General features: G+C 64.3%; 15 protein-coding genes and 1 riboswitch. Of the genes, 4 read left to right on the top strand and 11 right to left on the bottom strand.

The features are described from left to right. Positions 1-10: 10 nt before the first annotated feature. Together ACSSVC_RS19370 and ACSSVC_RS19365 are read right to left on the bottom strand one after the other, a co-directional pair. Complete coding sequence (locus ACSSVC_RS19370) at positions 11-646, bottom strand: LysE family translocator (RefSeq protein WP_346633065.1); 636 nt, start codon at positions 644-646, stop codon at positions 11-13. Between the two features lie 84 nt (positions 647-730). Then, positions 731-1,540 carry an AraC family transcriptional regulator gene (locus ACSSVC_RS19365; RefSeq protein WP_404936864.1) on the bottom strand — a complete coding sequence of 270 codons (810 nt, stop codon included), beginning with the start codon at positions 1,538-1,540 and terminating at the stop codon, positions 731-733. Positions 1,541-1,938: 398 nt separating this feature from the next. On the opposite strand from ACSSVC_RS19365, the gene ACSSVC_RS19360 reads away from it, so the two are divergent. Next, the gene (locus tag ACSSVC_RS19360) at positions 1,939-2,442 is read left to right on the top strand and encodes a hypothetical protein (RefSeq protein ID WP_346633011.1); all 504 of its coding nucleotides are present in this window, start codon (positions 1,939-1,941) and stop codon (positions 2,440-2,442) included. Between the two features lie 84 nt (positions 2,443-2,526). Here ACSSVC_RS19360 and ACSSVC_RS19355 read toward each other — a convergent pair whose 3' ends face one another. Both ACSSVC_RS19355 and ACSSVC_RS19350 read right to left on the bottom strand, forming a co-directional pair. Beyond that, positions 2,527-3,126: a helix-turn-helix domain-containing protein gene (locus ACSSVC_RS19355; protein ID WP_404940007.1), complete on the bottom strand. Its 600-nt coding sequence runs from the start codon at positions 3,124-3,126 to the stop codon at positions 2,527-2,529. Between the two features lie 44 nt (positions 3,127-3,170). Then, the gene (locus ACSSVC_RS19350) at positions 3,171-3,332 is read right to left on the bottom strand and encodes a hypothetical protein (protein WP_185073897.1); all 162 of its coding nucleotides are present in this window, start codon (positions 3,330-3,332) and stop codon (positions 3,171-3,173) included. Between the two features lie 344 nt (positions 3,333-3,676). Between ACSSVC_RS19350 and praB the strand changes: the two genes are divergently transcribed. Together praB and ACSSVC_RS19340 are read left to right on the top strand one after the other, a co-directional pair. Further along, on the top strand, positions 3,677-4,168 hold the full coding sequence (praB, locus tag ACSSVC_RS19345) for an alkane oxidation protein activator PraB (protein WP_346633010.1): 492 nt from the start codon (positions 3,677-3,679) through the stop codon (positions 4,166-4,168). A 197-nt stretch (positions 4,169-4,365) separates the two neighbouring features. Further along, positions 4,366-5,313: an ABC transporter substrate-binding protein gene (locus ACSSVC_RS19340; protein ID WP_446439849.1), complete on the top strand. Its 948-nt coding sequence runs from the start codon at positions 4,366-4,368 to the stop codon at positions 5,311-5,313. 90 nt (positions 5,314-5,403) lie between these two features. Here the strand turns inward: ACSSVC_RS19340 and atzF are convergent, their stop codons facing one another. The 7 genes from atzF to ACSSVC_RS19305 form a co-directional block, all read right to left on the bottom strand. Beyond that, positions 5,404-7,182, bottom strand: coding sequence for an allophanate hydrolase (atzF, locus tag ACSSVC_RS19335; RefSeq protein WP_446439850.1), 1,779 nt, complete (start codon positions 7,180-7,182; stop codon positions 5,404-5,406). Positions 7,183-7,215: 33 nt separating this feature from the next. Continuing rightward, complete coding sequence (uca, locus tag ACSSVC_RS19330; protein WP_492611204.1) at positions 7,216-10,794, bottom strand: urea carboxylase; 3,579 nt, start codon at positions 10,792-10,794, stop codon at positions 7,216-7,218. A 195-nt stretch (positions 10,795-10,989) separates the two neighbouring features. Then, the gene (locus ACSSVC_RS19325; protein ID WP_404936859.1) at positions 10,990-11,631 is read right to left on the bottom strand and encodes an urea amidolyase associated protein UAAP2; all 642 of its coding nucleotides are present in this window, start codon (positions 11,629-11,631) and stop codon (positions 10,990-10,992) included. A gap of 10 nt (positions 11,632-11,641) precedes the next feature. Beyond that, positions 11,642-12,364 carry an urea amidolyase associated protein UAAP1 gene (locus ACSSVC_RS19320; RefSeq protein ID WP_346633005.1) on the bottom strand — a complete coding sequence of 241 codons (723 nt, stop codon included), beginning with the start codon at positions 12,362-12,364 and terminating at the stop codon, positions 11,642-11,644. A gap of 13 nt (positions 12,365-12,377) precedes the next feature. Beyond that, positions 12,378-13,166 (bottom strand): ABC transporter ATP-binding protein, encoded by a 789-nt coding sequence (locus tag ACSSVC_RS19315; RefSeq protein ID WP_492611203.1) that lies wholly within the window; start codon positions 13,164-13,166, stop codon positions 12,378-12,380. Further along, a complete protein-coding gene (locus ACSSVC_RS19310) occupies positions 13,163-13,978 on the bottom strand; it encodes an ABC transporter permease (protein WP_346633003.1) in 816 nt (271 codons plus the stop codon). The genes ACSSVC_RS19315 and ACSSVC_RS19310 overlap by 4 nt, the downstream gene beginning before the upstream one ends. A 32-nt stretch (positions 13,979-14,010) precedes the next feature. Continuing rightward, positions 14,011-15,093: a putative urea ABC transporter substrate-binding protein gene (locus ACSSVC_RS19305; protein WP_346633002.1), complete on the bottom strand. Its 1,083-nt coding sequence runs from the start codon at positions 15,091-15,093 to the stop codon at positions 14,011-14,013. A 62-nt stretch (positions 15,094-15,155) separates the two neighbouring features. Beyond that, positions 15,156-15,256: riboswitch (guanidine-I (ykkC/yxkD leader) on the bottom strand. Between the two features lie 293 nt (positions 15,257-15,549). On the opposite strand from ACSSVC_RS19305, the gene ACSSVC_RS19300 reads away from it, so the two are divergent. After that, positions 15,550-16,383 carry an enoyl-CoA hydratase/isomerase family protein gene (locus tag ACSSVC_RS19300; RefSeq protein ID WP_446439853.1) on the top strand — a complete coding sequence of 278 codons (834 nt, stop codon included), beginning with the start codon at positions 15,550-15,552 and terminating at the stop codon, positions 16,381-16,383. The last annotated feature ends 7 nt before the right edge of the window (positions 16,384-16,390 follow it).

Here is a 16,390-nt window from a genome sequence, read left to right as displayed (position 1 = left end):
AGTGCTCGACTCAGTGGCGAAAAAGAGTGGCCGTGATCACTGCCAGTGCCAGGAAGATCAGGATCACCCCGGTGATTCGTTCCAGCCAGGGCAGGGCCCGAGAGAAGCGTTCCCGCACCCGGCCATTGCCAATGGCCAGTGCCACCAACAGATCCCACAACAGCACTACGCTGAACATCCACAGGCCATAGACCAGTTTCCAGCCGGTGCTGGTCTGGGTACCCACCAGGGAGGCCAGGCTGACATAGAACAGAGCGTTCTTCGGGTTGAGCAGACCCGAGAGCAAGCCCATGCCCAGGCCTCGCCACCAGGTGGCCCGGGGCAGCGCCCGGGTGTCGCCCTGGGCATCCACCGCTGCCAGGGAGCTGGCGCCGGCATGACGGATGAACAGCCAGCCCAGGTAAAGCAGGTAGCCACAACCGGCCAGCTGGATCACCAGGAACAACCCGCCGTCGGGACGCAATACCGAGACCCCGCCAAAGGCCAGGACAATGAACAGGCCGTTGGCCAGGGCGATGCCCAGGCAGGCACCGGTGGCCGCTTTCCAACCGGTGGCCATGGACAGGCGCGCCACCAGGAAAAAGTCCGGCCCGGGGGAGAGCAGGGCGAGAAAATGTGCAGCGGCGACCAGCAGGAACTGTTGCAACATGGAGGCAGACTTCCAGAGACGTGAGGGGCTGGAAGTGTGCTGGGCGTGGGGACCGGGGTATTGAAGAAAATTGCGCGGTCTTCAGCGCTTGTACAAACCCGGTGTGACACCGACATGGGCCTTGAACACGCGCTGGAAATGCGCCTGGTCGGCAAAGCCCAGGCGCTGGGCCAGGGCCGCTGGGGGCTCGCCGGCCTGCAGTGAGGTCCGGGCCTGGATGATGCGCTGGTTCAGTTGGTAGGCGTGGGGTGTCATCCCGGTGGCGGCGCGAAAGGCCCGGATCAGCTGGTAGCGGCTGATGCCGGCCAGCGTCGCCAAGCGCTCCAGAGGGTGAGCCTGTTGCGCCTCCTGTTGCAGAAATTGCATGACCCGTCGCACCCCGACGCTGGCCCGTGCCGGGTCGGCGGCGTGGGCAATCACCGGCTGCCCCTGGAGTGGAAAATCGCCAATGAACTCGATCAGCGCAGCTTCCTTGTCTTGCCAGCTGGCAGCGCAGAACAGCAGGTCGTTGAGGCGGCAAAAACGCTGGTACAGCTGCTCATCGTGGCTCAATAGCACTTGGCCAAGCGCCGTTACCGGCTGCTGCTGCGCTTCCAGGCGCACGCCTTCGACCCAGCGCGGGTCCAGGTGCAGCATCTGGTAGCTCCAGGCAGTGTCGGGCTGGGGATTGCAGGCATGAGCGCAATGGGCCGGGACGATTACCACGCTGCCGGCCTTTATCAGGGTTGGCCCCTCGGCACCGCCGCTGAACAGGCTGACACCCCGGTCCACGGCGCCGATGGACACTGTCGGGTGGCTGTGGGCCCTGTAGTTGGCGCGGCTGTCACAGGCTCGACGGCTTTCTACGTAGGGCAGGTTCGGGTCGCGCCAGAATTGCGCTGAAGGCGTCATGGTGCAGGTCTGCGGTAAGGGGAGCGGGCGGGTAGGCTAACAGGGTGGATTGCAAGGGTGCCAGTTAGCGCTGAAGGAGGGTTCACCGGCATGCCGGGGTCTACGCAAGTAGAGCGTTGAAAAAAACCGTGGCTGGGTTAGACCGTTTATTTCTCTGGGTTATGTAGATAGCTGTTTTTCACATATCCAAAGCAGGCGCAATGACGCTGCAAAACCATTTCCATCCGCTATGGAAGACAGGTCGATGCAACAGTGGAAGTTCTCGGCTGCGCCACGCTGAAAAGCGGGTCGCGACAGCCGTTGCCGCTGCTGGACCGGCCTCTTGCCGACCCTGCGGCGTTCCATAGAATCCGCTCCATTCGCTTCATCCAACTATCGATACTTCAGGGAACAAGATCATGATGAACGCCATGCAGATGCCAATGAACACCGCCATGCCGATGATGCCGATGATGGGCATGCCGATGATGATGGCGACCATGAGCTGCGAGATGCTTGAAGACGGCATGCAGTGCAAGATGATGCCGGCCGCGGGCATGGACATGGCCATGTTCAAGAACAGCGCCGAAATGCTGCAGATGATGATGAACTGCGGCATGCCGATGATGATGCACTGCGCCAACATGAGCATGCTGTGCATGTCCCAGACGGCCATGGCCATGCCGATGATGAACATGATGATGCCCATGCCGATGATGGGCATGCCGATGCCCTCGATGAAGTGCGTGATGGAATGCACCCTGATGGCTGACGGCATGCTGTGCAAGCTGATGCCCATGGCCGGCATGAACATGGACATGATGAAGAACTGCTGCGCCCTGATGATGAAGATGATGAACGATTGCAGCATGCCGATGATGATGAGCTGCAATGGCATGCCGATGATGTGCTGCACCTGTTAAGCCAGCAGCGGTTGCATGCAAAAGCCCGGCGGGGATGACTCCCTCGCCGGGCTTTTTATTGCGTGGGCTTATTGCGTGGGCTGATCAGTCCAGGCACTCGGGATGGGTCACCACCAGATAGGCCACGGCCTCGCTGTCCGCCGGGTTGCGATAACGATGGGGCTGGTCGGCGTAGAACAGGATCGAATCCCCAGGAGACAGTAGATAGCGCTCCTCGTTGACGCTGATTTCCAGCACGCCCTGGGCCACCACCAGATTTTCCTGAACCCCCGGGCCGTGGCCTTCGCAGCGGTCTTCACCCAGGGGCGCGATGCGCAATTCGTAGAATTCCGATTGGCGCGCCACATCGAAGGGAAACAGCGCACGGCTGACGAAGGCGCCATTGGCGCTGACCAGGCGTTTGCTCTGGCTCGCCGTGAGCAGCGCGACCCCTTCGAAGGCCCGATGCTCGAGAAAGGCCGCCACTGAAACTTTCAGGCCCTTGGCGATTTTGCACAGCACCTTGATCGACGGCACGCTGCGCCCGGACTCGATCTGCGCCAGCATCGCCCGGCTCACGCCGCACTGGCGGGCCAGGGCATCCAGGGACAGATGGCGCTTGCCACGCAGGCGCAGCAGGTTCTGCGCGACTCGCTGGCTGATGGGGTCTTCGTCCTGGGCATGCAGGGGCGCAAGGTCCAGCAGCGGCGAGGCATCGCTGGCCAGAAAGCGCGAGGGGTCTTGAGCGTTCACCCGTGGCGGGTCTCATTGCCGTGCTGGGCCTGAACCCATTGCATGGCCTGGCAGGCGGCATTGCGCGCATAGATTTCCCACATCAGCCGTGCCCGTTGCTGAGCCTGTTTGCGTTTGCGGTAGCTGGCCAGGTCGATGAGGTTGTCAGTCGGCTGCATGGTGGGCACTCACTGTGATGACGAGGAGTCGGTGGAGCAGAGAGTACGTGGATATTCATATAGCCATAAATAATCAATATTCATTTATTAATTCTTTTCGGGTCTATATCAGTCGTAGCGACTCTTGCGCCGAAACCCGAGCAACGGCGAAATTAAAAAATATTTTTGAATGTATATTTTGAATTCGCTCGAAGTGTGATGCTATCGCGTACCTCCTGGCTGCCCCTGCGCAGCGGTAATAGCTCTGAAATTTGGCTGGAAAGGGATGTCCTGCCGTTTCTCGTGACTTCTCGATCACGGCCATTACCCGGCGATCTCCATCGCCCTATCTGCGAGGAATAACAATGAAAAACCTGAATGGTCTGTTTGTTGCCAGTACGCTGATACTGGCTTGCACAGTCGCCTCTCCCGCGCTGGCCGACCCGCACTTCACCCCTGTGGTGTATTTCCAGGGGCATGGCACCATCCGTTTGCAAACCCCCGCCACGCTCCAGCAGACGATCGTCTGCAACATCAGCATCGACGGCTCGGTCAATCCGGTGTACAGCGCCAAAATCACTTCGGCCAGGTTCGCGGGCAGCTCGCCCTTTTGCTCGTTGCTGGTAGCCAAGAGCCTTTCCTGGCCGATGTACATGGATAGCCAGCTCAGCGGCGGCATTTCGGAGATGGGGCTGGCCCTGACCGGAACCTCCTCGAACTGCGGGATCAATACCATCCGTATCCAATGGAACAATGCCACCTCCAGCTTGAACGCCTCCAACCAGTCGCTGGGCGGCTATTGCAAGCTCATCTCCCTGGATGTGGTGATTTCACCGCAGTTGATGGTGGTGTATTGATCCCCGGTCGCGGCTAACCCGGTTGCACCTGCCCTGAGGCCTTCGGTCCCGGGGCTCTGGACGCCAGCTGCGGTCCGCTGCTGGCCAGGGCGCGCTCAAGGCTCTCTTAGCTTATGCAAAAAGAGAATTTCAGGACGGCCTGTAAAGACCGTTATGGTCTATGCGAATCCCTGATCCCAGTCCAAGGAACCGCCCCCATGAACCTCTCACGACGCCTGCGCGAATTGCTCGCCAGCGCCTTGCTCCTCACTCCTCTGGCCCAGGCCGCCGAACCTCTGGTGCTGAATATCGGCGATCAGAACTACTACAACATTCGCGCCTCGGTGGAGGCCTCCGGGGTACTGCAAGGTGCACCCTACAAGGTCGAGTGGAGGCACTTCCAGGCAGCGGCACCGCTGGCCGAGGCCCTGAATACCGGCGCGCTGGACCTGGGTTTTCTCGGTGACTCGGGTTTTCTGTTTCTGGCGGCCAAGCAGGCGCCAGTGAAGCTGATCGGTGTTTCCCGACAGAATCCGGACACCATTGCGCTGTTGGTGCCCAAGGATTCACCGGTAAAAAGCATCGCCGACCTCAAGGGCAAGAAAGTCGCCTATTGGCCCGGCGCCTGGAGCCAGCAACTGACCCTGCGCGCCCTGGAGCAGGCCGGCCTGCCGGAAAACCATGTGGACTTCGTCAAGCTGATGCCCATCGATGCTGCAGCGGCCTTTCCCCAGGGCGGTATCGATGCGTTCCCGGTGTGGGAACCCTACATTTCCCAGCAGATTGTGTTCTCCGGTGCGCGTCCGATCCTCACCGCCCGCAACCTGATGCCCGGTCTCAGTGCCGTGGCGGCGTCCACCGCGGCCGTGGACAGCAAGCACGCGGCCATTGCCGACTTTCTCGTGCGCCTGAAAAAGGCCCGGCAGTGGGTCGACACCCACACCGACGAGTACGCCGATCTGTGGGCGAAGAAAGCCAACCTCGACCAGAGCGTATCCCGCCACTGGTTGCGCCAGGCCCACCTGACCCTGGGCCCGGTGGACCCGCAGGCAGCCTCGGACCTGCAAAGCACCGCGGACTTCCTGTTCAAGGTCAAGGCCTTGCCGGCGCCTTTGGCCACCGCGCCGCTGATTGATCATTCGTTCCAGCAAGCCCTGGCGGATTGATTCCTCGATTTCTACCGGCGCTGGCTGCCAGCCAAAGTGCCTGCGGGACCGGCGCAAGGCTCAAGGGCTGCTTCGCCGGCAAACCAGCTCTTACGGGTGTTGTTTGAGGTAAGCGCGCCAGCCCCCCAGGTGGCTGATATCGACGGCGCCCTCCAGGCCACAGGGCTCGCAGATAAAGCCGGTCTCCCAGCGGCCGTCAGCCAGTTGCACCTTGCCCAGTCCCAGGGGCGCGGGGATGCCGTTGAGCAAGGAGCCCAGTTCGCTGCTGGGCAATTCCCAGACTTCCACGGCAATCGCTACACCGCCTTCCTTGACCCGGACCATGCCCGGGCGCCGGACGGGACCGCCCGCCAGGGCGTGCAGGCGATAGTCCGGGGAGCTGTGGATGGCTTCGATCAGCCGGGCACCGCGCCGGGTCAGTTGGCTATTGAGGGGCAGGCCTTCCAGGTGTGCGCCGCACACCACCAGTTGCACCCGGTCATGGCGCGCCGGGGTGGACGGGGCAGGGGCCGGTAAGCCTTGCCGGCGCTGCATCGCGTCAGCCAGGCTCAGCAGGTACTGATCGGTAAAGGCCCGGCCAAACAGGGTCACGCCCCAAGGCAGGCCGTTGTTCATGAAACCACTGGGCACGGCGACGGCGGCGTAGTCCAGCAGGTTCATGAAGTTGCTGTAGTAACCCAATTCAGCGTTGCGCAGCACGGGCTCGGCCTCCAGTTCGGCCAGGGTCACCGGGCGGCCGAGGGTGGGCGTGAGCACACAATCGAGACCGGCCAGGAGTGGGTCGCACCGGGCCTTCAAGGCTTGCAAGCGGTACTGGGCATTGAAGGTCTGCACGCCGTCCACCTTCGGGGCCTTGGCCAGTACCTGGTGAATCACCGGCAGCACGGCATCGGGTTGCTGCTGCATCAGTGTGCCGGCGACGCTGTAGCGTTCGGCAACCCAGGGGCCGTCGTAGAGCAGGCGCGCAGCCTCCAGAAAGGGCGACAGATCCAGCTCCTGCGCTTCGCCGCCCAGGGCCTTGAGTTGTTCAATGGCGTCGTTGAACAACTGCGGGCCTTCACTGCAGCCGAAGAACTCCAGGTCCTGGGCCCGAGGCACGCCAAAGCGAAAAGGCCGTGGCGCGCCAAAGGCTGAGGCGTCATTCCACTGAGGGTTGCGGCGGCTGTAGCAATCGCCGGGATCGAGGCGGGCGCACAGGGCCAGCAGCTGGCTGGCTTCCCGCGCTGTGGCGGTGAAGGTGGAGACGCAATCCAGGGTGCGGCAGGCCGGTACCACACCTGCGGTGGACAGCAGCCCCTTGCTGGGCTTGAGCCCCAGTAGATTGTTGAGCGCCGCCGGTATCCGGCCGGAGCCGGCGGTGTCGGTGCCCAGGGCGAAGCTGCAGACGCCCAGGGCCACCGCCAGGGACGAACCGGCGCTGGAGCCGCCGCTGGGATACTCGCCCAGCACGCTATTGGGGCAGGCGCCATAAGGCGAGCGGCTGCCATTGAGCCCGGTGGCGAACTGGTCGAGGTTGGTCTTGCCCAGGGGGATCGCCCCCAGGTCCAGCAGTTGCTGGACGATGGTGGCCGAACGCTGCGCGACATAGGCGAAGGCCGGGCAGGCGGCCGTGGTGGCAATACCGGCCAGGTCAATGTTGTCCTTGATGGCAAAGGGCACGCCATACAGGGGCAGGCTGTCGAGGTCGCGTTGCTCCAGAGCGGCCAGGTAGGGCTCGAGTTCCGCGTTGCTGAGCAGGTGGATGAACAGGTGATAGTCGGGGTTCAACGCTGCGGCCTTGTCCCGCAGGTGCGTCAGCAGTTTGCGAGGGGTGGTGCGACCGTCACGGTAGGCGGCGCGCAGGGCATCGAGTTGCAGATTCACAGTCATGGTCAGGGTCCATCGAATAAGGGGAAGAACGACTCAATCCAGTTCCAGCACGGCGACCCGCTGCCCGGCGCGTACCGCCGAACCGGGTTGCCCACGGATCTCCCGGACCACGCCGGCCAGGGGCGCCACGAGCGCAATTTCCATCTTCATCGACTCCAGGATTACCAGCACGTCACCGGCGGCGACCCGAGTGCCCGGGCTGACCCGGACCTGCCAGAGATTGCCGGCGATCTGGCTGTCGACACTGTGCTGGCCGCTTTCCAGAGGCGGCTCCAGGTCCTCTTGCACCGCCACGTCCTCTGCCTGGTAATGGGCCTGGCCATTGGTGATCCAGCGTTCGCGCTCGGCATTGAACGCCGTCTGCTGCTGGTGCCGGAAGGCCTCGATGCTGCCGGCTTCGCGGTCCAGGAAGGCCTGGTAGTCGGCGAGGTTGAGCTGACTGGGCTGGATCTCCAGAGCATAGCGCCCCAGGGGGAAGTCCCGGCGGATGCGCGCTAGCTCGGCGGCGCTCACTGGGTAGAAACGGATCTGGTCGAAGAAGCGCAACAGCCAGGGCCGGCCCTGGAACGCCGCCACCTCGCGGTAGCGATTCCACATCTGCAGGGTGCGCCCGACGAACTGATAGCCGCCGGGGCCTTCCATGCCATACACGCACAGATAGGCGCCACCGATGCCCACCGAGTTCTCCGCGGTCCAGGTGCGGGCCGGGTTGTACTTGGTGGTCACCAGTCGATGACGCGGGTCCAGGGGCGTTGCCACCGGTGCGCCAAGGTAAACATCTCCCAGGCCCATTACCAGGTAGCTGGCGGCGAACACGGTGTGCTGCACCTGGGCCAAGTCGGGCAAGGCGTTGATGCGACGGATGAACTCCAGGTTGCTCGGGCACCAGGGGGCATCCTTGCGCACTGTGGTCATGTATTTGTCGATCGCCAACTGGCAGGCCGGATCATCCCAGGACAGCGGCAGGTGGACGATCCGTGACGGCACCTGCAGGTTCTCGGTGGCGCATACGGCGGTCCATTCGCCAGCGATGATCGCCAGCAATGCAGCCAGGGGCAGTTGTTCCGGCCGGTAGTGCAGTTGCAGCGAGCGGACGCCCGGGGTCAGGTCGATCACCCCCGGCAAGGCCTTGGCCTCCAGGGCCTGCATCAGTGCATGGCCGCGAAAGCGCAGCACCAGGTCCAGCTCCGCGGCGCCGATTTCCAGCAGCAGGTGGGTGTCACCGGACAGGCGCGCCACCAACCGGCTGGCGTCCTCGCCGATGTCCAGCACCACCGGGGAGCGCAGCGGTTCGGCGGCGGGATTGTCCGCCAGTTCCAGGTCATGCAGCGCAGCCTGCCGGGCCTGTTCCAGGGAGACCGGGAAGAACTGCAGTAGGTCCCCGGCCTTGAGCTGACCCAACTGCCACAGGTCGGCCTCGATCACCGTCACCGGGCAGACGAAGCCGCCCAGGCTCGGGCCGTCCGGGCCGAGGATCACCGGCATGTCCCCGGTGAAATCCACGGCGCCGATGGCGTAGGGGTTGTCATGGATATTCGACGGATGCAGCCCGGCCTCGCCACCATCGCTGCGGGTCCACTCGGGCTTGGGGCCGATCAACCGGACCCCGGTGCGGCTGGAGTTGAAGTGCACCTGCCACTGGGTGTTGAAGAAGGTGTCGATGTAACCCTGGGCAAAGTATTCCGGCGCGCCGTGAGGGCCATAGATCACCCGGATTCGCCGGACTGTGGGGAGCACGGTGACCTGTTCCAGGGGCAGGCTATGGCCACTGGGGCCCGCCTTGAGCGGCAGCAGGTGCAGCACATCGCCGGCCCGCAGGGCGCGGCCGCCGTGACCGCCGAACTGGCCCAGGGTGAAGGTGCTCTTGCTGCCCAGGTAGTCGGGAACCTGCACGCCACCACTCAGGCACAGGTAGCTGCGGGCGCCGGGGCCGCTGATCTGGCCGATGCTCAGGGTGGCCCCCGCAGGGATCGACAGCACGCTGTTCATCGGCTGTGCAACGCCGTCCAGGCTCAGGGCAATGGAAGCGCCAGTGACCACAACCCGCGCTGTGCAGTTGAAGCGCAGCAGGGGGCCGCTCATGGTGATTTCCAGGGCCGCTGCACCTTCGGCGTTACCCAGCAAGCGGTTGCCTGCACGCAAGGCGCGGCTGTCCATCGGCCCGGAGGGCGGTACGCCCACGGCCCAGTAACCAAGGCGTCCCGGGTAGTCCTGGACGCTGGTCTGGGTGCCGGGGCTGAGCACCTCGAAGGTCGAGGCGCGGTACACCAGGCCATCCAGGCAGCGGGTCCAGGGCTGGCCACTGGCGAAGGGCGTATCGACGAGGATCTGCCGCAGGTAGTCGCGGTTGTGTTCCACGCCGTACAAGCGGCTCTCGCCCAGGGCGTGATGCAGGGCCAGGCGTGCGCTTTGCCGGTCCTCTGCCCAACTGATGAGCTTGGCGATCATGGGGTCGAAGTAGGGCGGGATCTCACTGCCGCTTTCCACCCAGGTGTCGATACGCAACTGGCGGCCATCGGCGGAGGGGAACTCCACCTGGGTGAGCAGCCCCGGGCTGGGCTGGAAATCCCGGCCCGGGTCTTCGGCGTACAGCCGCGCCTGGATTGCATGGCCGCGGGGTTCCAGGTCTTCTTTCAAGGTGCCCAGAGGCGGCAGTTCACCGGCCGCCAGCTGCACCATCCAGCGCACCAGATCCACGCCCCAGACCTGCTCGGTGACGCCATGTTCGACCTGCAGGCGGGTGTTCACTTCCAGGAAGTAGAAACGCTGGTCGTGGCTGTCGAAGACAAACTCCACGGTGCCGGCGCTGCGGTAGTTCACCGCCTGGGCCAGGGTGATGGCGGCGGCGCACAGAGCCTCGGCCATGCCCTGGGGCAGGTTCGGCGCCGGGGTTTCCTCCAGGACTTTCTGGTTACGGCGCTGCACCGAGCAGTCACGTACGCCCAGGGCGATGACCTGGCCCTGGCCGTCGCCGAAGACCTGCACTTCCAGGTGCCGGGCCCGGGGGATGTATTTCTCGATGAACACGCCGCTATCGCTGAAGTTGTTCTGCCCCAGGCGCTTGACCGCCTCGAAGGATTCCCCCAGCTCGTGCGCATCATGGCAGACACGCATGCCGATGCCGCCTCCGCCGGCGGTGCTCTTGAGCATCACCGGGTAGCCGACCTGCGCGGCGGCGTGCAGTGCGGCGTCGAGGTCGTCCAGCAGGTCGCTGCCTTCCAGCAGTGGCACCCCGTATTCCCGGGCCAGGGCCCGAGCGGTGTGCTTGAGGCCAAACACCCGCAACTGCTCCGGGGTCGGGCCGACAAAGGCGATGCCGGCCGCTTCGCAGGCTTCGGCGAAGGCAGCGTTTTCCGAGAGGAAGCCGTAGCCCGGGTGAATGGCGCTAGCGCCGCTGGCGCGAGCGATGGCGAGGATTTTTTCCACGTCCAGGTAGGTCGCGGCGGCCGGGCCTTCACCGAGGCTGTGGGCCTGGTCTGCCTGGCGGATATGCAGGCTGGCGGCGTCGGCCTCGGAATAGACCGCGACCCCCTGGACTTGCAGCTCGCGCAAGGTCCGCAGGATACGGCAGGCAATGGCACCACGGTTGGCGATCAACAGTGTTTCGAACATGGCATGACCCCTGGGGGCGAGTGCTGGACTGCCCCCCACTGGGATGCGGGCCGTCCCGCAGTTTTCGAGTCAGCCCCCGGGTCGTCCCGGGGGCCAGGGTGCAGTCAGCTGGCAGGGCAGGGCCCTAGCGCTTCAGGCATTGAGCGGAACGGCTCTGGCACAGGGTGTATAGCCAGCGACGCAGGCGCGCGATCTTCAGTTCCATACCAGTAGCTCCGCAGGGGTGGGGTTGTAGGCGTTGCAGGGGTTGTTCAGTTGCGGGCAGTTGGAGATCAGGACGATGACGTCCATCTCGGCCCGCAGGTCGACGTACTTGCCCGGCGCGGAGAGTCCGTCTTCGAAACTCAGGCCGCCGTCGGCGGTAACCGGCACATTCATGAAGAAATTGATGTTGGGCCCCAGGTCGCCCTTGGCCAGGCGACCGTCATGGACACAGGCCCGCAGGTAGTTGTCGCGGCAGCTGTGCATGTGGCGCTTTTCCAGGGCGTAACGCACGCTGTTGCTCTCCTGGGCGCAGGCACCGCCCAGGGTGTCGTGGCGGCCGCAGGTGTCGGCCACCAGGGTCAGCATGGGCCGGCCGAGGTTGGAATAGAGCACGCTGCCGGTGCTCAGGTAGACCCGCTGCTGCCGGCGCAGGGTGCGCTGTACGTCATAGCGCTCCTTGGGATTGGCCAGGCTGTAGAACAGGGTGTCCACGGCCTGGTTGCCTTCCAGGTCGAGGATGCGCAGGGTCTGCCCGGTCCTGAGTTCCATCAGCCAGGGTTCGCCGGCGGGAATGGTGGCGCGGTACTGCGCGGTGTCCGGTGAGCGTTCAAGGGCGGCAAGTGCTAGCGACATGGGGCGATCCTCAGGCGAACAGGCGGTCGGTATTGATGAAGCCGCGCTCGTTCTCCGGGCGCGAGGTGCGGCAATGCTCGGCGACGTCGGCGCCGGCATGCATCCAGCTGAGTTTCAGCGGCTGGGGTGCGTACTGTGGGTTGGGATCCATGGGGTGTTGCAGGGCGGTGAGTACCACCAGGGTGTCCATGGGGGCGTAGAGCTCGATGCAGTCACCGGCCCGGGAGTTGCCGGGGACGAACTGCAAGCGGCCGGCGTCGTCGACCCGGACCCGGCTGAACAGGTTGAGGGTCATCGTCAGGTCCGACAGGCCCAGGCCCCATTTGCCCAGTTCCACCAGCAGGTTGTCGGTGCCGTTGCGGTAGTAGCCGTTGCGCAGCTCCTGGTAGCGGCCCTGGCCGTATTTCTCGGCAACCTCCTCGGCACAGAGCACGCCGCCCAGGCTGTCGCTCCAGCCGCAGGTGTCGCGGGTAATAGCGGCCAGTACCCGGCCCATGTCCGAGTACAGGCAATGCCCGGCGGTGAGCTTGGCGGTGTGCTGGCACTTGAGACTGTCCGGCAGGTTCAGGCGCTCGGTTTTCTCGTTGGCATTGAGCAGGGTCAGGCTGACATTGGCGCCACCGCGCAGGTCGGTCAGGCGCAGCAGTTGGCCGCGCTTGAGGATGAAGGAGCGGTGGCCGCCACCGGGCAGCAGTTCCTCGGCGAAGGGCAGCAATAGGCGGGTATCGAGCATGGGAAAGGTCCTTTCAGGTCCGGAGCAGGGAGTCCGCCAGCGCGGGCGGCAAGGTCGGCACGGCGGCGCGCAGGGCGCGGCGGTCGCTGTTCAACGGGATGTCGTAGGTGATGCGGGCGCCATAGGCACCGGGGGCATGGGGATCGACGCGCACCTTGTCGAACACCAGCAATCGGGTGCCGAGGCTGAAGCCTTCCGCCAGGTCATGGGTGACCATGAACACGGTCAGCGGAGTTTCTTGCCACAGCTCCAGCAGCAGGTGGTGCATGTCCTTGCGGATGCCCGGGTCGAGGGCCCCGAAGGGCTCGTCCAGCAGCAGCACACGGGGGCGCATGATCAGGGCCTGGGCGATGGCCAGGCGCTGCTGCATGCCACCGGAGAGTTGGGCCGGGTACTGGTCCAGGGCGTGACCCAGGCCTACTTTGTGCAACAGTGCCGCGGCCTGTTCCCGGGCCTGTTGCTTGGTACGGCCCAACAACCGGCCCAGCAGTGGTGAGCGTGGCAGTTCCAGGCCCAGGACCACGTTGTCCAGCGCCGACAGGTGGGGGAATACCGAATAACGCTGGAACACCACGCCACGGCTGGGGTCCGGCTCCCGCGCCAGGGGCTGGCCATCCAGCAGGATCTGCCCGCGGCTGGCCTGCTCCTGGCCCAGCAGCAGGCGCAGGAAGGTCGACTTGCCACAGCCCGAGGCACCCACCAGGGTGCAGAACTCGCCTTCTTCGACTTGCAGATTGAGACCTTCGAGCACCACCTGACCGGCGTACTGCTGCCACAAGTTGCTGACCTTGATAAAGCTCATGGGCGAGCCTCCCCATGCCAGGGAAAGGCCACCAGAGTCAGGCGCTTGAGGCCCCAGTCCATCAGCCAGGCCAGCAGGGTGATCCAGGCCACATAGGGCAGGATCACGTCCATGGCCAGGTAGCGACGGACCAGGAAGATGCGATAGCCCAGGCCGTCGGTGGCGGCGATGGCTTCGGCGGCAATCAGGAACAGCCAGGCCGAACCCAGCATCAGCCGCAGGGATATCAGCAGCCGCGGCAGCAACTGTGGCAGCACCACCCGCAGGATAAGGGTCCAGGTGGAGGCGCCCAGGGTCTGGGCCTTGATCAGCAGTTCCACGGGAATTTCCCGGGCCCGCTGTTCCAGATCCCGGGCCAGGCAGGGGGTGATGCCGATGACGATCAGCATCACCTTGGACAACTCGCCGAGGCCGAAGACGATGAACAGGATCGGCAGGATTGCCAGGGGCGGCACCATGGACAGCACCGTCAGCAAGGGCGACAGCGGCGCGCCCAGCAGCGGCAGGGTGCCGGCCGCGACCCCCAGGCACAGGCCGGCGAGGGCGCTGATGCCCAAGCCCATGGCCAACCGTCCGAGGCTGGCGGCGCTGTCCTGCCAGAGCAGGTAGTCGCCGGTGCGAGCATCGGCCTGCAATGCCATGCGTTGCAGCGCATCCATCATCTGCACGGCGCTGGGGAGCAACTTGTCATTTGGGTTGGCCGTCAGGCGTTCGGCCGAACCCAGGAAATAGGCCAGCAGCAACAGGGCGAAAGGCAGGATCACCAACAGCAGTCGGCCGGGACGATCCGGGTGACGATTGATCAGGCGCATGGCCAGTTCCTCTTGTCGAAACGCGGCCCGGGTCACAGCTTGCCGTCGGCGGCCATCTGCACGTAGCTGGGGTCGAAGCGCAGCTTCAGATTGTCCGCAGCACCGCTGATCACGGCATTGGCGAAGCTCATGCCGACGGCGCTGCTGTCCCTGGCGCCTTCCCCCAAGAGGCCGTGACGAAAGGAGAAATCGGCGACCCGGGCCATGGTGTTCGGCAGTTCGGGGCTGGTGGCGAAGGCCAAGGCTTCCCGGGCACTGGCGAACAGCCGAGTGGTGGCGAGCTGGGCCTGGAAACCGCCGAGATCGGTGCCCGAGGCCTGGGCCATGTGCTGCAGTGCGGCCTGGCTGTCGGCGTTGCCGGCATTCATCAGCGCCACCACTTCGAACCAGGCTCCGGTCAATGCCTTGCCCAGGGCCGGGTTGTCTCTGAGGGTGGCGCTGTTGACCACCATCATGTCCATGATTTCGCCGGGGATCTGACTGGAGTTGAAGACTTCGCTGACGCCGCTGGTGCGAGCGTTCGACTGGGCCTTGATCTCGGAAAGCATCGGATTCCAGGTGGTGACCGCCTGCACCTGATCGGTGTTGAAGGCGGCGACGATGTCAGCGTCGGAGGTGTTGACCACCCGCAGGTCCTGCTCTTTGAGGCCCACCGAGTCCAGGGCTCGGGCCAGCAGATAGTGGGAGACCGAAAGCTCCACCAGATTGACCGACAGGCCCTTGAGGTCGGCCAGTTGCCGGTCCTTGCCCTTGAGCAGCACCCCGTCATTGCCGTTGGAGAAGTCGCTGATGATCAGCGCCGTGCTGTCCACGCCACCGGCTGCGGGAATGGTCAGGGCGTCCATGTTGGTCATGGTGCAGCCGTCGAATTGGCCGGCGGTGTACTGATTGATGGATTCGACGTAGTCGTTGAGCTGCACCACATCGATGCTGATGCCGTACTTCTTCGCCCATTTGTCGACGATGCCCTGGCTGCCGGCGTATTCCCACGGCATCCAGCCGGCATAAATCGTCCAGCAGACACTGAAATGATCCTTGGTCGCAGCCGCAGACGAGAGGCTGACGAGGGCCGCAAAGGCGGCAACAAGCAGGGCGGGTAGACGCAGAGGGGGCATAGGGAGTTCTCCAGTTGATCAAGGGCGGACAGGAGGCAACGCGGCACCGCTAACGGTGTCTTGTCTCCCGGGCTTTTTTCCCGCCGTGTAACCTCAACTGGAGGTCGCCGACTCTCGGACCAGTCACTCGCAGTTGCGAGCCGGAACCCTAGTCAGCCATTGAAATTGTGGTGCCGCGAACCTGTAATGCTCCTGCACAACCCAGAGATAGCGAGATCCATGCCAGCTTTGCCTGGAGGGCACAAAGATCGCTGCATTAGCTGTTGCAGAGCGCTCGAAGCGTGGTTGGCAAAACCGGGCAAGGGGCCTGACTCAAGCGTTCTGCCGGCGCGAACTTGGTGCATGCGCACTCAATTCGGGCGTCAGGTCCGGTGAGCACCAAGAGAAAAGCCAGGGCTGCCTATACTGCAATCCGGATTTCGTTCAACCGTGCCACGACCTGCAACAGGAACTGCCATGAACTTCAAGGAAATCGCCTACGAGCAACATGGACCCGTAGTGGTCATCCGCTTCAATCGCCCCGAGCAGCGCAACTGCATCGGTCCTGTGACCCACCGTGAACTGATCGACGCCTGGACGCGTTTTCGCGACGACGACACAGCCTTGGTGGCGGTCATTACCGGCACCGGCGATCGGGCCTTTTGTGCCGGCGGCGACCTCAAGGCTGCCGCGCAACTGGTGCCGTCGAGCGCCGAGGAAATCGCCGCCCATGATCGCGGTGAGCGTCCCGGAATCATCGGCCCCAGTCGCTGGGTCGATGTCTACAAACCGGTAATCGCCGCGGTCAATGGCGTGGCCTATGCCGGTGGCCTGGAGTGGGCCTGTTTTGCCGATATGCGCATCGCCGAAGAGCATGCCTCGTTCGGTGTCACCTGCCGCCGCTGGAACATCGGCCTGGCGGACGGCGGCACCCAGCGCTTGCCGCGGATTATCGGCATGGGGCGGGCCATGGAGCTGATTTTGACCGGCAAGGTGATCGATGCCCAAGAGGCGTACCGCATCGGCCTGGTCAACGAAATAGTGCCCAGCGGGCGCTCCCTGAAGCGCGCGCTGGAATTGGCCCAGGTGCTTGCCGGTCTGCCGCAACCGGCGATGCGCTCGGACAAGGAAGCGGCCATCCGCGGTTACGGATTGCCCTTGGCCGAAGGCTTGAAGATAGAAGCCCAGTGCTTCAATCGCTCGATCCACGCCCCTGAAACCCAGGAAGGATTGCGCCGCTTCATCGATCGCGATCACCCAGATCGCGGGGCTCGGCAAGCCCCCGGCACGCCGGGCATTGTCAGGGATTGAGGCCCGG

It is taken from the genome of Pseudomonas sp. E1BtOHC1 (assembly GCF_058744285.1).
This window is presented reverse-complemented; position numbering and strand designations above follow the sequence as displayed.